Origin of the sequence: Cryobacterium sp. Y57 (assembly GCF_002929505.1) — a bacterium.
In the GTDB taxonomy this organism is placed as follows: Bacteria; Actinomycetota; Actinomycetes; order Actinomycetales; family Microbacteriaceae; genus Cryobacterium.
Genome location: NZ_PJJL01000071.1, coordinates 156,048 through 170,938 on the forward strand (window position 1 = coordinate 156,048; position 14,891 = coordinate 170,938).

The 14,891-nt window shown below is 63.9% G+C and carries 16 protein-coding genes; 8 read left to right on the plus strand and 8 right to left on the minus strand.

Features of this window, described 5'->3' with window-relative positions; genetic code table 11:
* Window positions 1–16: 16 nt before the first annotated feature.
* Window positions 17–3,421: a pyruvate carboxylase gene (locus tag CXY72_RS14845; RefSeq protein WP_104128439.1), complete on the minus strand. Its 3,405-nt coding sequence runs from the start codon at window positions 3,419–3,421 to the stop codon at window positions 17–19.
* 78 nt (window positions 3,422–3,499) lie between these two features.
* Here CXY72_RS14845 and CXY72_RS14850 point away from each other — a divergent pair, with 78 nt between their 5' ends.
* The gene (locus tag CXY72_RS14850; protein ID WP_104128440.1) at window positions 3,500–4,312 is read left to right on the plus strand and encodes a ParA family protein; all 813 of its coding nucleotides are present in this window, start codon (window positions 3,500–3,502) and stop codon (window positions 4,310–4,312) included.
* A 306-nt stretch (window positions 4,313–4,618) separates the two neighbouring features.
* On the opposite strand, the gene CXY72_RS14855 is transcribed toward CXY72_RS14850, so the two are convergent.
* The 7 genes from CXY72_RS14855 to CXY72_RS14885 all read right to left on the minus strand — a co-directional run bounded on the left by CXY72_RS14855 (window position 4,619) and on the right by CXY72_RS14885 (window position 9,022).
* Window positions 4,619–5,170 (minus strand): MerR family transcriptional regulator, encoded by a 552-nt coding sequence (locus CXY72_RS14855; protein ID WP_104128441.1) that lies wholly within the window; start codon window positions 5,168–5,170, stop codon window positions 4,619–4,621.
* Between the two features lie 292 nt (window positions 5,171–5,462).
* Window positions 5,463–6,167 (minus strand): MerR family transcriptional regulator, encoded by a 705-nt coding sequence (locus tag CXY72_RS14860; RefSeq protein WP_104128598.1) that lies wholly within the window; start codon window positions 6,165–6,167, stop codon window positions 5,463–5,465.
* A 29-nt stretch (window positions 6,168–6,196) separates the two neighbouring features.
* On the minus strand, window positions 6,197–6,631 hold the full coding sequence (locus tag CXY72_RS14865) for an FHA domain-containing protein (RefSeq protein ID WP_104128599.1): 435 nt from the start codon (window positions 6,629–6,631) through the stop codon (window positions 6,197–6,199).
* A gap of 191 nt (window positions 6,632–6,822) precedes the next feature.
* Window positions 6,823–7,422 (minus strand): CDP-alcohol phosphatidyltransferase family protein, encoded by a 600-nt coding sequence (locus CXY72_RS14870; protein ID WP_104128442.1) that lies wholly within the window; start codon window positions 7,420–7,422, stop codon window positions 6,823–6,825.
* Window positions 7,423–7,467: 45 nt separating this feature from the next.
* Window positions 7,468–7,983, minus strand: coding sequence for an NUDIX domain-containing protein (locus CXY72_RS14875; RefSeq protein ID WP_104128443.1), 516 nt, complete (start codon window positions 7,981–7,983; stop codon window positions 7,468–7,470).
* Between the two features lie 55 nt (window positions 7,984–8,038).
* Window positions 8,039–8,593, minus strand: a complete 555-nt coding sequence (locus tag CXY72_RS14880) for an adenine phosphoribosyltransferase (protein WP_233197862.1) — start codon at window positions 8,591–8,593, stop codon at window positions 8,039–8,041.
* A gap of 42 nt (window positions 8,594–8,635) precedes the next feature.
* Window positions 8,636–9,022 (minus strand): MarR family winged helix-turn-helix transcriptional regulator, encoded by a 387-nt coding sequence (locus CXY72_RS14885; protein ID WP_158252593.1) that lies wholly within the window; start codon window positions 9,020–9,022, stop codon window positions 8,636–8,638.
* A 237-nt stretch (window positions 9,023–9,259) separates the two neighbouring features.
* Here CXY72_RS14885 and idi point away from each other — a divergent pair, with 237 nt between their 5' ends.
* Genes idi through CXY72_RS14920 form a run of 7 tightly spaced genes read left to right on the plus strand, consistent with a single transcriptional unit; the run spans window position 9,260 to window position 14,891 of the window.
* Window positions 9,260–9,799 (plus strand): isopentenyl-diphosphate Delta-isomerase, encoded by a 540-nt coding sequence (idi, locus tag CXY72_RS14890; protein ID WP_233197863.1) that lies wholly within the window; start codon window positions 9,260–9,262, stop codon window positions 9,797–9,799.
* On the plus strand, window positions 9,792–10,838 hold the full coding sequence (locus CXY72_RS14895; RefSeq protein ID WP_158252594.1) for a polyprenyl synthetase family protein: 1,047 nt from the start codon (window positions 9,792–9,794) through the stop codon (window positions 10,836–10,838). The genes idi and CXY72_RS14895 overlap by 8 nt, the downstream gene beginning before the upstream one ends.
* 11 nt (window positions 10,839–10,849) lie before the next feature.
* Complete coding sequence (locus CXY72_RS14900) at window positions 10,850–11,758, plus strand: phytoene/squalene synthase family protein (RefSeq protein ID WP_104128602.1); 909 nt, start codon at window positions 10,850–10,852, stop codon at window positions 11,756–11,758.
* Window positions 11,755–13,362 (plus strand): phytoene desaturase family protein, encoded by a 1,608-nt coding sequence (gene crtI / locus CXY72_RS14905; protein WP_104128446.1) that lies wholly within the window; start codon window positions 11,755–11,757, stop codon window positions 13,360–13,362. The genes CXY72_RS14900 and crtI overlap by 4 nt, the downstream gene beginning before the upstream one ends.
* Entirely contained in the window at window positions 13,359–13,682 is a 324-nt protein-coding gene (locus CXY72_RS14910; protein WP_104128447.1) for a lycopene cyclase domain-containing protein, read from the plus strand. The genes crtI and CXY72_RS14910 overlap by 4 nt, the downstream gene beginning before the upstream one ends.
* A complete protein-coding gene (locus CXY72_RS14915; RefSeq protein WP_104128448.1) occupies window positions 13,679–13,999 on the plus strand; it encodes a lycopene cyclase domain-containing protein in 321 nt (106 codons plus the stop codon). Before CXY72_RS14910 ends, CXY72_RS14915 begins: the two co-directional genes overlap by 4 nt.
* On the plus strand, window positions 13,992–14,891 hold the full coding sequence (locus CXY72_RS14920) for a prenyltransferase (protein WP_233197864.1): 900 nt from the start codon (window positions 13,992–13,994) through the stop codon (window positions 14,889–14,891). Before CXY72_RS14915 ends, CXY72_RS14920 begins: the two co-directional genes overlap by 8 nt.

A 14,891-nucleotide genomic window follows, 5' to 3' on the forward strand; every position in this document is an offset into this window, starting at 1 on the left:
GATATCGGCCCTAATCTTAGCGTGGACGCACCGTCACGAGCAGATCGCCCGCATCGACCTGCTGGGTGAGCGGGATGGCGACGCGTTCGATGGTCCCGGCGATGGGCGAGGTGATCGCCGCTTCCATCTTCATGGCTTCGATCGAAGCGACGCTCTGGCCAGCTTCAACGTGCGTGCCCTCCTCGACCTGCAGGGTGACCACGCCGGAGAAGGGTGCAGCGATCTGGCCGGGCTGGTTGGCATCAGCTTTCTCGGCGGCCTTGGTCTGTACGGTGATGCTGGTGTCACGCACGAACACCGGGCGCAGCTGGCCGTTGAGAATGGTCATAACGGTGCGCATGCCCTTGTCGTCGGCTTCACCGATCGCTTCAAGACCCACGTAGAGCCGCACACCCTTGGCGATTTCGACGGCGTGCTCCTGGCCTTGCTGCAGGCCGTAGAGGTAGTCGACGGTATCGACAACCGAAAGGTCGCCGTAGCTCTCCCTGACTTGTTTGAACTGGCGAGTCGGAGCCGGGAACAACAACTGGTTGAGCATCGCGCGACGTTCGAGGCTCGAGGCGCCGAGCGCGGCGCGCTCTCCCGCGGTGATCTCGGTGACGCCGACGCGCACCTCACGACCCGCGAGCACTTTGGTGCGAAACGGCTCGGGCCAGCCGCCGGGCAGGTCACCGAGCTCGCCCGCCATGAAGCCGATGACCGAGTCGGGGACATCGTAGTTGCCCGGGTTTTGCTCGAAATCGGCCGGATCGGCCTTCACCGCGGCCAGGTACAGGGCGAGGTCACCGACCACCTTCGACGAGGGAGTGACCTTGGGCACCCGGCCGAGGATGCCGTTCGCGGCGGTATACATGTCTTCGATGAGTTCGAAGTGGTCGGTGAGCCCGAGCGCGACGGCCTGGGTGCGCAGGTTCGACAGCTGGCCGCCGGGAATTTCGTGCGAGTACACCCGGCCGGTCGGTGCAGACAGGCCCGATTCGAACGGAGCGTAGAGGGTGCGCACGGCTTCCCAGTAGGGCTCGAGGTCGGTCGTGGCCCGGAGCGAAATACCCGTGTCGCGTTCGGTGTGGGCGAGAGCGGCTACGAGGGAGGATGCAGACGGCTGGCTGGTCGTGCCGGCCATGGGAGCGGATGCCACGTCGACAGCGTCGGCGCCGGCCCGGGCTGCGGCCAGCAGCGTCGCGAGCTGGCCACCCGGAGTGTCGTGGGTGTGCACGTGCACGGGCAGGTCGAAACGTTCCCGGAACGCCGCCACGAGCTTCTCGGCGGCGCTCGGCCGGAGCAACCCGGCCATGTCCTTGATGCCGATCACGTGGGCGCCGCTTTCGACGATCTGATCGGCCAGGCGCAGGTAGTAGTCAAGGGTGTAGAGACTTTCGGCCGGGTCGAGCAAATCGCCGGTGTAGCACACAGCCACCTCGGCCAGCGCGGTGCCGGTAGCAAGCACGGCATCGATAGCCGGTCGCATCTGAGACACGTCGTTCAGGGCATCGAAGATGCGGAAGATGTCCACACCGGTGGCGGTCGCCTCGCGCACGAACGCGTCGGTGACCTCGGTCGGGTACGGGGTGTAGCCCACAGTGTTGCGGCCGCGCAGCAGCATCTGCAGGTTGATGTTCGGCAGGGCCTCGCGCAGGCTCGCCAGGCGTTCCCAGGGGTCTTCGCCCAGAAAACGCAGCGCTACGTCGTAGGTTGCGCCGCCCCACGCTTCGACCGAGAGCAGTTGCGGCGTCAGCCGGGCGACATAGGGCGCCACGGCCACGAGGTCCTTGGTGCGTACCCGTGTCGCCAGCAGCGACTGGTGGGCATCTCGGAAGGTGGTGTCGGTCACAGCCAGCGCGGTCTGCGCGCGCAGATCCGCGGCGAACCGGGTCGGGCCGAGCAGTTGCAGCTTCTGTCGGGAACCGTCGGGGGCTGGCTGGGTGATGTCAAGCTGTGGCAGCTTGTCACGCGGGTGCACCGTGGTCGGCGACGCGCCGTTGGGCTGGTTGACGGTAACCTCGGCCAGCCAGTTGAGAATCTTGGTGCCGCGGTCCTTGGACTCCCGACCGCGCAGCAGCTCCGGGCGCTCATCGATGAACGAGGTACTGAGGTCGCCGGCTGCGAAGTCTGCATCGTCGAGTACGGCCTGCAGGAACGAGATGTTGGTGGACACGCCGCGGATTCGGAACTCGGCCAGCGCGCGCTTGGACCGCACGACGGCGGCCGCATAGTCGCGGCCTCGGCAGGTGAGTTTGGCGAGCATCGAGTCGAAGTGCGGACTGATCTGCGCGCCCGTGTTGATGGTTCCACCATCCAGGCGGATGCCGGCGCCGCCGGGTGAGCGATAGGTGGTGATCTTGCCGGTGTCGGGGCGGAACCCGGCCGCGGGGTCTTCGGTTGTGATGCGGCACTGCAGGGCTGCGCCGCGCAGCCGGATCTCGCCCTGGGTCAGGCCGATCTGTTCGAGGGTCTCCCCCGCAGCGATGCGCATCTGCGCCTGCACGAGGTCGACATCGGTGACCTCCTCGGTCACGGTGTGTTCCACCTGGATGCGCGGGTTCATCTCGATGAACACGTGCTGCCCGGCGCGTTCCCCAACGGTGTCGAGCAGAAACTCGACGGTTCCGGCATTGACGTAGCCGATCGACCGGGCGAACTTAATGGCGTCAGCGTAGAGCTGGACTCGAATTTCATCACTCAGGTTCGGCGCCGGAGCGATTTCAATCACTTTCTGATGCCGACGCTGCACCGAACAGTCGCGCTCGAACAGGTGCACGGTCTCGCCGGAGGCGTCCGCCAGAATCTGCACCTCGATGTGCCGGGGCCGCAGCACCGCAGCCTCAAGAAACATCGTCGGGTCGCCAAAGGCACTGGTGGCCTCACGCATGGCCTCTTCAAGCGCTCCCCGCAACTCGCTCTTCTTCGCCACCCGGCGCATGCCACGCCCGCCACCGCCGGCGACGGCCTTGGCAAAAATGGGAAAGCCGATCTCATCAGCCTGGCTGATCAAGAGTTCGACATCGGTCGACGGCTGCGTCGACTTCAATACCGGTACGCCGGCCGCAATGGCATGTTCCTTTGCGGTGACCTTGTTGCCGGCCATTTCGAGTACGTCAGCGCCCGGGCCGATGAACGTGATGCCGGCAGCGGCGGCTGCGTCAGCTAGTTCCGGGTTCTCCGACAGAAAACCGTAGCCGGGGTAGATGGCGTCAGCGCCACATTCCTTGGCAACGCGGATGATTTCACTCACGTCGAGATAGGCCCGAACCGGATGCCCCACCTCACCAATCTGGTAAGCCTCGTCCGCCTTCAGGCGGTGCAATGAATTGCGATCCTCGAACGGAAACACCGCCACGGTCTTTGCTCCGAGCTCGTACGCCGCGCGCATGGCACGGATCGCGATCTCACCGCGGTTGGCAACAAGGATTTTTTCAAACATGCAAGCCTTTCGAGGGCGTACGTCGCGCACAGCTAACGGTTAGGTTCTCTAACACTAGTGAAGGTAACGTTGTTACTCATGCACGTACTCAGCGTAAGTTCCCTCAAGGGTGGTGTCGGCAAGACCACTGTGACCCTGGGTCTGGCTTCCGCTGCCTTCGCCCGTGGCGTGCGAACACTCGTCGTGGATCTCGATCCGCAGTCCGATGTGTCCACCGGCATGGATATCCAGGTCGCCGGTCACCTCAACGTCGCCGATGTCCTCGGTTCACCCAAAGAAAAGACGGTTCGCGCGGCGATCGCCCCGAGTGGATGGACCCGCAACCGCCCAGGCACCATCGACGTTATGATCGGCAGCCCGTCGGCAATCAATTTTGACGGGCCACACCCGAGCATTCGCGATATCTGGAAACTCGAAGAAGCGCTTTCAACGATCGAGAAGGACTATGAGCTCGTGCTCATCGACTGTGCTCCCTCCCTGAACGCCCTCACGCGCACCGCCTGGGCCGCGAGCGACCGAGTCGCCGTCGTCACCGAACCCGGCCTGTTCTCGGTCGCTGCTGCCGACCGTGCGCTGCGTGCGATCGAAGAGATTCGTCGTGGCCTGAGCCCCCGTCTTCAGCCGCTCGGTATCATCGTGAACCGGGCCCGGTCGGCTTCACTTGAGCATCAGTTCCGCATCAAAGAATTGCGCGACATGTTCGGGCCGCTCGTGCTGAGCCCGCAGCTGCCGGAGCGCACCTCCCTCCAGCAGGCGCAGGGCGCCGCGAAGCCCCTGCACATCTGGCCGGGTGACAGTGCACTCGAAATGGCCGGATTCTTTGATCAGATCCTTGACCGTGTGCTGCGCACGGCGCGGATCGGCGAATACGCCGAGGTTCCAGCGGTCTGAGAGAGTTCTTCTTCGGCTCTGCGGGGTCGGTGACTCGAGCTTCGGCCTATGCGGGTTTTCGGGGCGATTCGACATGGGCATGTTTTCTTCGTGTCCGATCACGATTGCACAGCCGCCTCGCGGCCTGGTTAACCGCGTTTCTCAACAGAGTATTGGAACCGTTACCTGAAGGAGCGGATGCGCCGTGATGAACGCGGGGTGCCGGGCGCTGAGCTGGGGAGCGCTGAGCTGCTGACCTGCTGAGCTGCGGAGCGAATGACGGGTTGCAGCCGCGCGTTGTGCTGCGCCCAAGCGAGGCCGGTGGCGCTAGGAGATTTTGCGGGTGCTCCGGCGGGCGGCGAGCTCGTCGGCGGAGTCAATGGCCTGCACGTCGAGTTCGACCAGGCTTGTTTCTACCTCGCGGAGCACCTTGCCAACGGCTATGCCGAAGACGCCCTGGCCGCGGCTGACGAGGTCGATGACCTCGTCGTTCGAGGTGCACAGGTAGACACTCGCGCCGTCGCTCATCAGCGTGGTCTGCGCGAGGTCGCTGACGCCCGATTCGCGCAGTTGGTTGACCGCTGTGCGAATCTGCTGAAGGGAGATGCCCGTGTCGAGCAGCCGCTTGACGAGCTTGAGTACGAGGATGTCCCGGAAGCCGTAGAGGCGTTGTGAGCCGGAACCAGCCGCTCCGCGCACTGTGGGCTCCACCAGGCCCGTGCGGGCCCAGTAATCGAGTTGACGGTAGCTGATGCCGGCCGCGCGCGCGGCGACAGCGCCGCGGTAGCCGGAGTTCTCATCAAGCTCGGGCATGCCATCGGTGAACAGCAGTCCTAACGAATAACGCGAAGCGTCAGCGTCAGGCTTGAGCTCACTCATAGGGGTTGCCTTTCGGGGGTTACGTGGTGCGGTGACTGGTAGCTGCAGTGAAGCAAGCCTGGATCACTGTGGTGCTGAATTGACTGTGGTGCTCAATTGAACTCATGCGGTACAGCTGGTGATGCGAAAAAATCTGCTGTGCTTCGCTTCCTCTACGGTACCGAGGCCAAGACCTGGCGCGCTGACATTCGCGTAATGGTTTTGGCGTGTCGATCGAGTGCAGGCAGACGCGCAGACGAGCGAGTTCACCTTACGGCGGCAGTCCAGCTGTGCGCCTGCGCCAGTCTACGACCTACTGGGTCAGTCGGCCCAGTGCTGACCGAATCAGGCTGCCGCGAATAATCTCGAGCTGCCCGGCAATCTCGACGGCCATTTCAGCCGCCTTCGCCCGGCTGGAGGCGTCTTTGCGGCGGGAGAGCGGTACGAGCGCGCTCTCGATGAGGCCGAGTTCGCGTTCAGCAGCCCCACGAAAGCCCCGCAGATGCCGTGGCTCGATCCCGCTGCGTTGCAGTTCCACGAGGGCGCGCAACACGTGCAGCACGCCGTCGCCGTAGTGTTCGGCGGGCAGGATGATTGATGCGGATACGGCGTCATGCAGCAAGGTGGCGGAGGCTCCGGCCTCGCGTAGCAAGTCGTCGCGGGTCAAACGTCGCAGCGTGCCCAGCATTGACGGCCCGGGAGTGGTTCCGCCGGGCAGCACTGGCGCCAGTCCGGCATCCAGGTCAGCAAGATAGGAGCGGATGACTTTCAACGGCAGGTAATGATCGCGCTGCATCGACAGGATCAGTCTCAGGCGATCGACGTCGCTGGCGCAAAATTTACGATAACCCGATTCCGTGCGAGCCGGCGCGACGAGGCCCTGTTCCTCGAGGAAACGCAGTTTCGACGGGGTCAGATCGGTAAATTCCGGGGTGAGTCGGGCGAGCACCTGGCCGATACTCAGCAGCGCCGCTGATCCACCAGCTTGCCCGTGAGCTGCTGACGAAGACGCAGACACGGAACGAGCCTGGGCGGAGTTTGCCGCCACTACTCGCTCGTCGCGCGGGCGAGGTCGAGGCGCGAAGCGTAGAAGGTGAGGCGGAACTTACCAACCTGCACCTCGGCGCCGTCGATCAGCGGAGCCGTTTCGATTCGTTCCCCGTCGAAGTAGGTGCCGTTGAGCGAGCCGAGGTCTTTTACCGTGAATGATGTGCCGTTGCGCAGAAACTCCGCGTGTCGACGCGATACCGTGACGTCGTCGAGAAAAATATCAGCATTGGGGTGGCGCCCCACGCTCGTGAGGTCAGCGTCGAGCAGAAAACGGGCACCGGCATTGGGCCCGCGGCGCACGACCATGAGAGCCGACCCCGAGGGCAAGGCCGCGATGGACTCCTGCTCTTCCGCGGTCACATTGGAATCGATGAACGCGATCTGGGTGGCGAACTCTTGGCTGAAGTTCATGGTTGTGTCGGTGCCGAGCATGTCGTGAACCGTCGTCGATTCGCCGGTCGCCTCGTCCCGGGTCGCGCCAGAAGTGGAGGATGCTGGGGTGGACTGCGCCTTGCTGGGCATTGCTTCGCCTGTCGTCGGGTTTTCGGGCTGATCTGCGGGCACGGGCTCGTTCTGCTCCTTGTAATTTTTTTTTCCGGATAGATCGACCATCTATGCACCCCCTATCGATCCAGCGTATCGGAAGATACACCCGGGGCGACCCTCGGCAATCGAATCACTCGCATCGTTTCGCGAGCGTAGACGATGCCAGCCCACCAGTACAGAAAAGCGCCCCACAGGCCAAAGGCCCACCCCACCGGCTGCGACCACCATTCCAGTTGCGGAAAGGCCTGCCCGAGCATGATCATCGGCAGAGCGTAGAACAAGCAGAAGGTAGCAACCTTGCCCAAGAGGTGCACGGGTAGCGGGCCAAACCCGAAATTGGCGAGGATGATCCCCAAAGCCAGCAGAAAGATGTCGCGCCCGACGACGACCAGCACAATCCACCACGGAAAAAGGTCACGCCAGGCGAGCCCGATCAGAGCCGCAAAGATGTAGAGGCGATCGGCGGCCGGATCCAGCAGTTGCCCGAGACGAGTGATCTGGTTCCAGCGCCGCGCGAGAAAACCGTCGAGCCAGTCGGTGACACTGGAAATGCTGAGCACGACCAGAGCCCAGGCATCTTCTCCCTGGGCGAGGAGCACGAGAAAAACCGGCACCAGCACCAGCCGCAGAAAGCTCAGCATGTTGGGCAAGGTCAGCACCCGGTCGCTCACCACCATGTTCGCTGCCCAAGTCACGGTTCGAGTCTATCGAATGGGCTAAATTCAGCCGAGCCGCCCCCGCAGTGCGGGCCAGCTGACGGCAAAACCGGGATGGAGGGCGAGGAGGTCAACGGTATCGGCCGAAACCCAGCGCAGGGCGATGCTCTCCTGATCGCTGATGACAGGTACAAATTCCTCCGTCGCCTCCACGACAACGGTGGTGTAGGACCAGAATCCCAGGTCGAGCAGAGATGTGAATTTCACCTCCACCAAGTGGGCTGGCACGCCGGCTTCCTCCCTGGCTTCGCGCAGGGCGGCGTTGATCGCGGTTTCGTTTTCGTGGCGGGCACCACCGGGCAGCCCCCAGGTATCGCCAAAATGGCTCCACAGCGCGCGGTGCTGCAGCAGTACACCCAAGCGGGGGTGGTGCACGAGCAGTCCGGCCGCTCCGAATCGGCCCCAGAATTTGCGGCCGTCAGGAGCATGCACCCACGCATCACCGCTGTCCCGGTTGGGGCTGGCTGAGGGGATCGCAGCCCCGTGCGCGCTGCTTGCATCGACACCCGAACTGTCAGTCATGCTCCAAGCATGCCTCACCCACGCCCGAGATGCATGCGAAACATTGTCCGTTTTCTTAGATCGACATGATCGCGTGCACCGGCGCGGTACCGAGCCGTTCACGGCCGTGCAGGTCGGTCAGCTCGAGCACGACACCGACTCCCGTGAGGGTATAGCCGGCCCGCTCGATGAGGCGGCTTGTGGCGGCAATGGTGCCGCCGGTAGCGAGCACATCGTCCAGGATGAGTACGCGGGTACCGGCCGGAAGCTGTCCGACTTCGAGTTCGAGCCGAGCCGAGCCGTATTCCAGGTCGTATTCTTCGATCAAGACGGTGCCGGGCAATTTGCCGCCTTTGCGCACGGCCAGCACGGCCGCATTGGCCGCGTAGCCGACGGCGGCGGCCAGGAGGAAGCCGCGGGCTTCGATGCCGGCCACAGCGTCGAACTGCCCGCGGTGCTGATCGGCGAGGTCATCGATGATCGCACGAAAAGCGACGGCATCGGCAAAGACCGGGTTGAGGTCGCGGAACAGAATGTTCGGCTGGGGAAAGTCAGGATAGGAGGCCAGCAGAGCCTCGACGTGGGCGGCGGCCAATGACGGCGAAGCGTCGGGTGCAGAGATTTGAGTCACTGATTTATCTTAAGCGGCACTGTGGCAGCGGTAGAACGGCCGTCAGGACTCGATCGATTGTTCGAGGGTGGTCGCTTCGGAACCTGGCCTGATGGCGATGGCGCTCATTGCCTCGAGAAAATGCACCACGGCCGCCTGCTGGTCAGCAGTGAGATCGAGTGCGACCTTCATCAGCTGATCATGGGTGCCCGCCAGCGCGCGACGCATCTGGACGTGCGATGCCTGCGTGGCGAACAGCCGCTGAGCACGACCATCGTCGGGATTCACCTCCCGGCGAATATGGCCGGAGGCAGTGAGCCTGGAGAGGAGTTTCGCCGTGGCGGCAGAGGAGATATTCAGGAATTCGCTCAAATTCTTGGGGCTGGCGACCCGGCTCTGGCGTTCGCAGGCGATGAGGTGACGGATGGCCATCAGGTCGGTTTCGTTCACGCGCATGTCAGCCTGGGCGCGACGACGCATCACGGCGTCAGCAACTCGAAACCGGCGTACGGCGCGTAGGACCTCCATTGCCGAAGAAACTCCAGCATTTTTAGGGTCGTACCAGTACGTCCCGGCTTCTGGCGGGCTACTCTCATGGTGGGACATACAACCATGGTAACGTGGAACGTCGCTAACCTGGTTAGTTATTTGAATCATGGCCAGGTTGAACTGAGGAGGGGAGCCCACGTGCAGACCACAAACGCTCTTGATGAACAGGTAATCCTTCTCGATCAGGAGGGGCACCACATCGGCACCGCGCCGAAGTACAGTGTGCACGGTTTAGACACGGCGCTCCACCTGGCCTTCTCCTGCTACGTCCTCAACCCGCTCGGTGAGGTGCTGGTCACCCGCCGGGCGCTGACGAAAAAGGCGTGGCCGGGGGTGTGGACCAACTCGGTCTGTGGGCATCCGCTGCCCGCTGAGCCACCGACGCACGCTGTCACCCGCCGGGCTGATTATGAACTCGGGCTCAAGCTCGACAATGTCCACCTCGCCCTCCCCCTGTTCCGGTACCGTGCCACCGACAGTAGCGGCATTGTCGAAAACGAAATCTGCCCGGTCTACGTCGCGACAACCCTGCAAGAGCCAACGCCGAACCCTGACGAAGTCGCCGAATACGCTTGGACCCGACCAGCGGACCTGTACCGTGCGGTTACGGATGCCCCGTGGGCGTTCAGTCCGTGGATGGTGCTCCAAATGCAGCAACTGGACGATTTTCGTGCTTGACACCGTTGCGGCGGGCGTCGAGACCGAACTAGCCCGTTTTTTCGCCGCAGCACGACTGCGTGCGAGTGACTACGGCGAACACTATGTTGCCCTGTGGGATTCTCTGGAGCAGGCCAGCAGCGGCGGTAAACGAGTACGGCCCGCTCTGGTGCTCGCGGCCTATGCCGGTTTCGGTGGGCGTGATCAGGCCCTCGTGTCACCGGTCGCGGTGAGTTTTGAACTGCTGCACACGGCGTTCCTGATTCATGACGACGTGATCGACCATGACCTGGCCCGGCGCGGAGTAGCCAACATCGCCGGACGGTTCACTGACCGCGCTCTGGCGCACGGAGCCTCCGCTGATCAGGCCGGTGTCTGGGCGGCCGCTGCGGCCATTCTCGCCGGCGACCTCGCGCTGAGTGAAGCGCATCGTGCGCTGGCCAAACTGCCGCTCGACGTGCCCACCAGGCTGCGGCTGGTTGACCTGCTCGACCGAGCGGTCTTCGTCTCGGCCGCCGGGGAGCTGGCCGACGTCACCAACAGCTCGGCGGGGCATCCACTCACCATGGCCGAGGTCATCGCCACGCTGGAGAACAAGACCGCGGTGTACTCCTTTGAAGCACCACTCCAGGCCGGGGCCGTGCTGGCCGGCGCATCGGCCGAGGCGATTCGTCTGCTCGGGCGCTACGGACGCCTCGTCGGGGTGGCGTTTCAGCTCACCGACGATCTGCTCGGAGTGTTCGGCGATCCCGTCAAGACCGGCAAGAGTGTCACCGCTGACCTGCGCGAAGGCAAACAGACCGCCCTGATCGCCCACGCCGGCGGTACCGAAAGCTGGTCGTTGATTGCGCCCTATCTCGGCAAAGTCGATCTCAGCGAGGAGGAGGCCGAACGGGCGCGGGAGCACCTGCGTGCGTGCGGTGCGAAAGCCGCCGCTGAGGGGCTGGCCTATGACCATTCCCGCCTGGCGGTCGAAACGCTCAGCCCGGCGATCATTCCGGCAAACCTGCGCGCGACCCTGATCGAGCTGGCCGAGGCCGCCGTGAATCGAGCCCACTAGTGAGCCAGCGCATGAGCCACCAGCCAGCCGTGCCCACGCAAACGCGCTCGGACACGAATCTGTTCAAGTACGCGCAGACGGCGCAGGCCAGCTCGACGATGGTGATCGGACATTACTCCACGTCGTTCGGACTCGCCGCTCGGCTGCTGACAGCCCAGGTGCGCACGCCGGTCCGCACGATCTATGCCCTGGTACGCATTGCCGACGAGATCGTCGACGGAGCTGCCGCCGAGGCCGGCGTCTCGGTTGCTGAACAGCGGCAGCTGCTCGACGATCTCGAACGCGAGACCGAGCGCGCGATCGTGCGCGGCTACAGCACCAATCTCGTGGTGCACGCTTTCGCAGCGACGGCCCGCCAGTGTGGCATCGACTTCACCCTGATCGCGCCCTTCTTCGCATCGATGCGCCGCGATCTCGATCCGACCCCGTTTAGCGCTGAAGGCGTCGCCGAATACATTTACGGCTCCGCGGAAGTGATCGGGCTTATGTGCCTGCGCTGTTTCGTGCACTGGTCCCCGCGTAGCGCCACCGAACTTGCCGTGCTTGAAGATGGCGCCCGTCACCTCGGCGCTGCCTTTCAGAAGATCAACTTTCTGCGCGACTTATCATGTGACCGAGAGACGCTCGGCCGCAACTATTTTCCGGGGATTGATCCCCTGAACCTCAACGACGAGCAGAAGACCGTGATCCTCGACGACATTGACGCCGATTTGGCCATTGCCAGCGCCGTTTTGCCGTTGCTGCCGCCCGGTTGCCGGCGGGCCGTGACCGCAGCACAGGGGCTGTTCACTCGATTGTCCAGACGGTTGCGGTCGACCCAGGCCGATCAGTTATTGCGCTCCCGCGTGCGGGTGCCAGATGGAGAGAAACTCATGATCGCACTGACTTCGAGCATCGGCCCCGGAGCGTGGAAGCGATGACACGCACCATTGTGATCGGTGGCGGTATCGCCGGTCTGGCCAGCGCCGCCCTGTTGGCCCGCGACGGCCACGACGTCACGCTGTTGGAATCCCGGGCAGAGCTCGGTGGACGGGCCGGACTCTGGGAGTCCGAAGGATTCCGCTTCGACACCGGCCCGTCGTGGTACCTGATGCCCGAGGTTTTCGAGCACTTCTACCGCCTGTTCGGCACGAGCGCGGCGCAGCAGCTCGATCTCGTGAAACTGGATCCCGGCTACCGGGTGCTCTTTGAGGACGATGCCCGGCCGGTTGACATTCGCAGCGACCGTGCCGCGAACATCCGTTTGTTCGAGTCGGTGCAACCAGGGGCCGGCCAGGCGCTCGATCGCTACCTCGACTCAGCCGCCGAAACCTACGACATGGCCGTGAAACGGTTTTTGTATTCGAGCTTCGAGTCGTTCCGACCGTTTCTGGTACCCGACGTGCTGCGGCGCCTGGCGCGATTGGCTCGACTGCTGCTACAGCCACTTGACAAGTTCATTGCCGGGTATGTGAGCGACCCACGACTGCGTCAGATTCTCGGGTACCCGGCCGTTTTCCTGGGGTCAGCACCGAACCTGACACCGTCGATGTACCACTTGATGAGCCATCTGGACCTCGCCGACGGGGTGCTCTACCCGCAGGGCGGCTTCAGCACGCTGATCGAGAGCATCGCCGCGATCGCCCGCGCCGAAGGCGTTCGCATCATCGCCGAAGCGCGAGTGAGCGCCATTCGGGTCAGTGCCGACAAGATGGTGCACGGGGTCAGCTACATCGACAGCTCCGGACAACCGCACGACCTCGACGCCGACATCGTGGTGTCGTCCGCTGACCTGCACCATACCGAGACCGAACTGGTTCCCGCCGAGTTGCAGACCTATCCGGAGCGTTGGTGGACCAAGCGCATGTCGGGTCCCGGTGCCGTGCTGGTCATGCTCGGCGTGAGCGGCCCACTCCCCCAGCTGCAGCACCATTCCCTGTTTTTCACGACCGACTGGGGCACGAACTTCGGGCAGATCTTCGGTAAGAATACCTCCGTACCGTCCCCGGCATCGCTGTACGTGTGCATGCCGAGCGCGACCGACCCCTCGGTCGCGCCTGCCGGTGACAGCAACCTGTTCATGCTGGTGCCCGTACCGGCCGATGTGACGCTCGGTGCTGGAGGCATCAACGGCGCCGGTTCAGCCACGATCGAGCGCATAGCGGACGCCGCCATCGCGCAGGTTGCCCAGTGGGCCGGCGTACCCGACCTTGCCGAACGCGTCACGGTGCGACGCACGGTCGGCCCGGCCGACTTCGCCGACGACCTGAACAGCTGGAAGGGCGGCGCCCTGGGCCCAGCACACACCCTGCGGCAAAGTGCTTTCTTGCGCGGCACGAACATGTCCAAGAAGATTGCCGGTCTGTACTACGCCGGCGGCACCACCATCCCCGGTATCGGCCTGCCGATGTGCCTGATCAGCGCGGAGATCTTACTCAAACGGATTCGACATGACACAACGACGGAACCGCTCGCTGAACCGCTGCCGGCACGCCGCTTCGGCCCCGGTGCGGCCCCAGCGGAGTCCGCGCACCGGCGGTCGTGAGCGTTCTGTACCTGCTGGTACTGTTCGTTGCGCTCGGAGGCATGACAGTGCTGGATTGGCGCTTCCGCCTCTTCTTCTGGTACTCGCCCCTTCGGGCCAGCTTCGTGCTCGGCATCGGAGTGCTGTTCTTTCTCCTCTGGGACCTCGCCGGTATTGGCCTCGGCATCTTCTACCGAGGTGAGACCACGCTGATGACCGGCGTGCAGCTGGCGCCGGAACTGCCACTCGAGGAATTCTTCTTCCTGACCTTTCTCTGCTACCTCACCATGAATCTCGTGCAGGCTGCCCGACTCGTACTGGCGCGGCGGGCAGCGCAATGACGTACCTGTTGTTGAATGCGGTTTTTCTCGTCGTTGCGGCTCTGGTGGCCGTCGTGGCAGTGAAGCGCCGGCTCGTCTCGGTCCGTTTCCTCTCAGCCGTGGCTGGTGCGCTCACGCTCACCCTGCTACTGACGGCCATGTTCGATAACCTGATGATTGGGGCTGGGCTGTTCAGCTACGACCCGGAGCATATTTCGGGTGTGTTGATCGGTCTCGCCCCGATCGAAGATTTTGCTTACCCACTGGCCGCGGCGATTCTACTTCCGGCTTTGTGGGTGATTTCGGGCGGTACCAGGTTAGGACGAACGGATGACTGATCAGGTCGGCATGGCACGAGGGAAGACCCGGCAGGTCGTGCTGTCGTCGCGGCCACTCAGCTGGGTCAACACGGCGTTCCCGTTTGCCGCCGCGTACGTGGTGGCCACCGGGCGCATCGACGCGATGCTGATTGTGGGCACGCTGTTCTTTCTCATTCCCTACAACCTGCTCATGTACGGCATCAACGATGTCTTCGACTACGAGTCGGATTTGCGCAATCCGCGAAAGGGTGGGGCTGAGGGCGCACTGCTGCACCCCACGCTGCACCGAACGGTCATTGCTGCGGGGGTCGTTTCGTCGGTGATTGTGGGCGGGGCGATGGTCGTGTTGGCGGGGGCGGCGCATCCAGTCTCCTGGGTCGTGATCGCCGTGAGCCTGTTCGCCGTCGTGGCCTACTCGGTTTCCGGGCTGCGGTTCAAGGAACGGCCCGTTCTGGACTCGATTACCTCCAGCACCCACTTCGTCAGCCCCGCCGTGTACGGGCTCGCGGTAGCCGGAGCCACCGTCGACTTCGGCCTGATCGCCCTGCTCGCGGCGTTCTTTCTCTGGGGAATGGCCAGCCATGCCTTCGGCGCGGTGCAGGACATTGAGCCCGACCGCCAGGCCGGGATTGCGTCGATCGCCACCGCGCTCGGCGCCTCGCCGACCGTGCGGCTCGCGATCACGTTCTGGGCCCTGGCCGGCCTTCTCATGCTCGCTACACCCTGGCCGGGGCCGCTCGCGGCGGTGCTGTCCGCTCCCTACATTCTGGCAGTGCTGCCGTTTTGGTCGGTCAGCGACGAAGCGTCGGAGCGTGCGAACCGGGGCTGGAAACGTTTTCTGTGGCTCAATTTCTTCACCGGTTTTCTCGCAACGCTGCTGCTGATCATTTGGACGCGGCAGGGTGCCTGA

What these genes read in the sequence shown, in the direction of transcription:
- CXY72_RS14870 (WP_104128442.1), bottom strand. Translation starts at nt 7,422, where the DNA reads ATGGTGGTGAGCGACCGGGTGCTGACCTTGCCCAACATGCTGAGCTTT.
- CXY72_RS14900 (WP_104128602.1), top strand. Translation starts at nt 10,850, where the DNA reads ATGAGCCACCAGCCAGCCGTGCCCACGCAAACGCGCTCGGACACGAAT.
- CXY72_RS14865 (WP_104128599.1), bottom strand. Translation starts at nt 6,631, where the DNA reads ATGCTCGGCACCGACACAACCATGAACTTCAGCCAAGAGTTCGCCACC.
- crtI (WP_104128446.1), top strand. Translation starts at nt 11,755, where the DNA reads ATGACACGCACCATTGTGATCGGTGGCGGTATCGCCGGTCTGGCCAGC.
- CXY72_RS14875 (WP_104128443.1), bottom strand. Translation starts at nt 7,983, where the DNA reads ATGACTGACAGTTCGGGTGTCGATGCAAGCAGCGCGCACGGGGCTGCG.
- CXY72_RS14855 (WP_104128441.1), bottom strand. Translation starts at nt 5,170, where the DNA reads ATGAGTGAGCTCAAGCCTGACGCTGACGCTTCGCGTTATTCGTTAGGA.
- CXY72_RS14920 (WP_233197864.1), top strand. Translation starts at nt 13,992, where the DNA reads ATGACTGATCAGGTCGGCATGGCACGAGGGAAGACCCGGCAGGTCGTG.
- CXY72_RS14850 (WP_104128440.1), top strand. Translation starts at nt 3,500, where the DNA reads ATGCACGTACTCAGCGTAAGTTCCCTCAAGGGTGGTGTCGGCAAGACC.
- CXY72_RS14845 (WP_104128439.1), bottom strand. Translation starts at nt 3,421, where the DNA reads ATGTTTGAAAAAATCCTTGTTGCCAACCGCGGTGAGATCGCGATCCGT.
- CXY72_RS14915 (WP_104128448.1), top strand. Translation starts at nt 13,679, where the DNA reads ATGACGTACCTGTTGTTGAATGCGGTTTTTCTCGTCGTTGCGGCTCTG.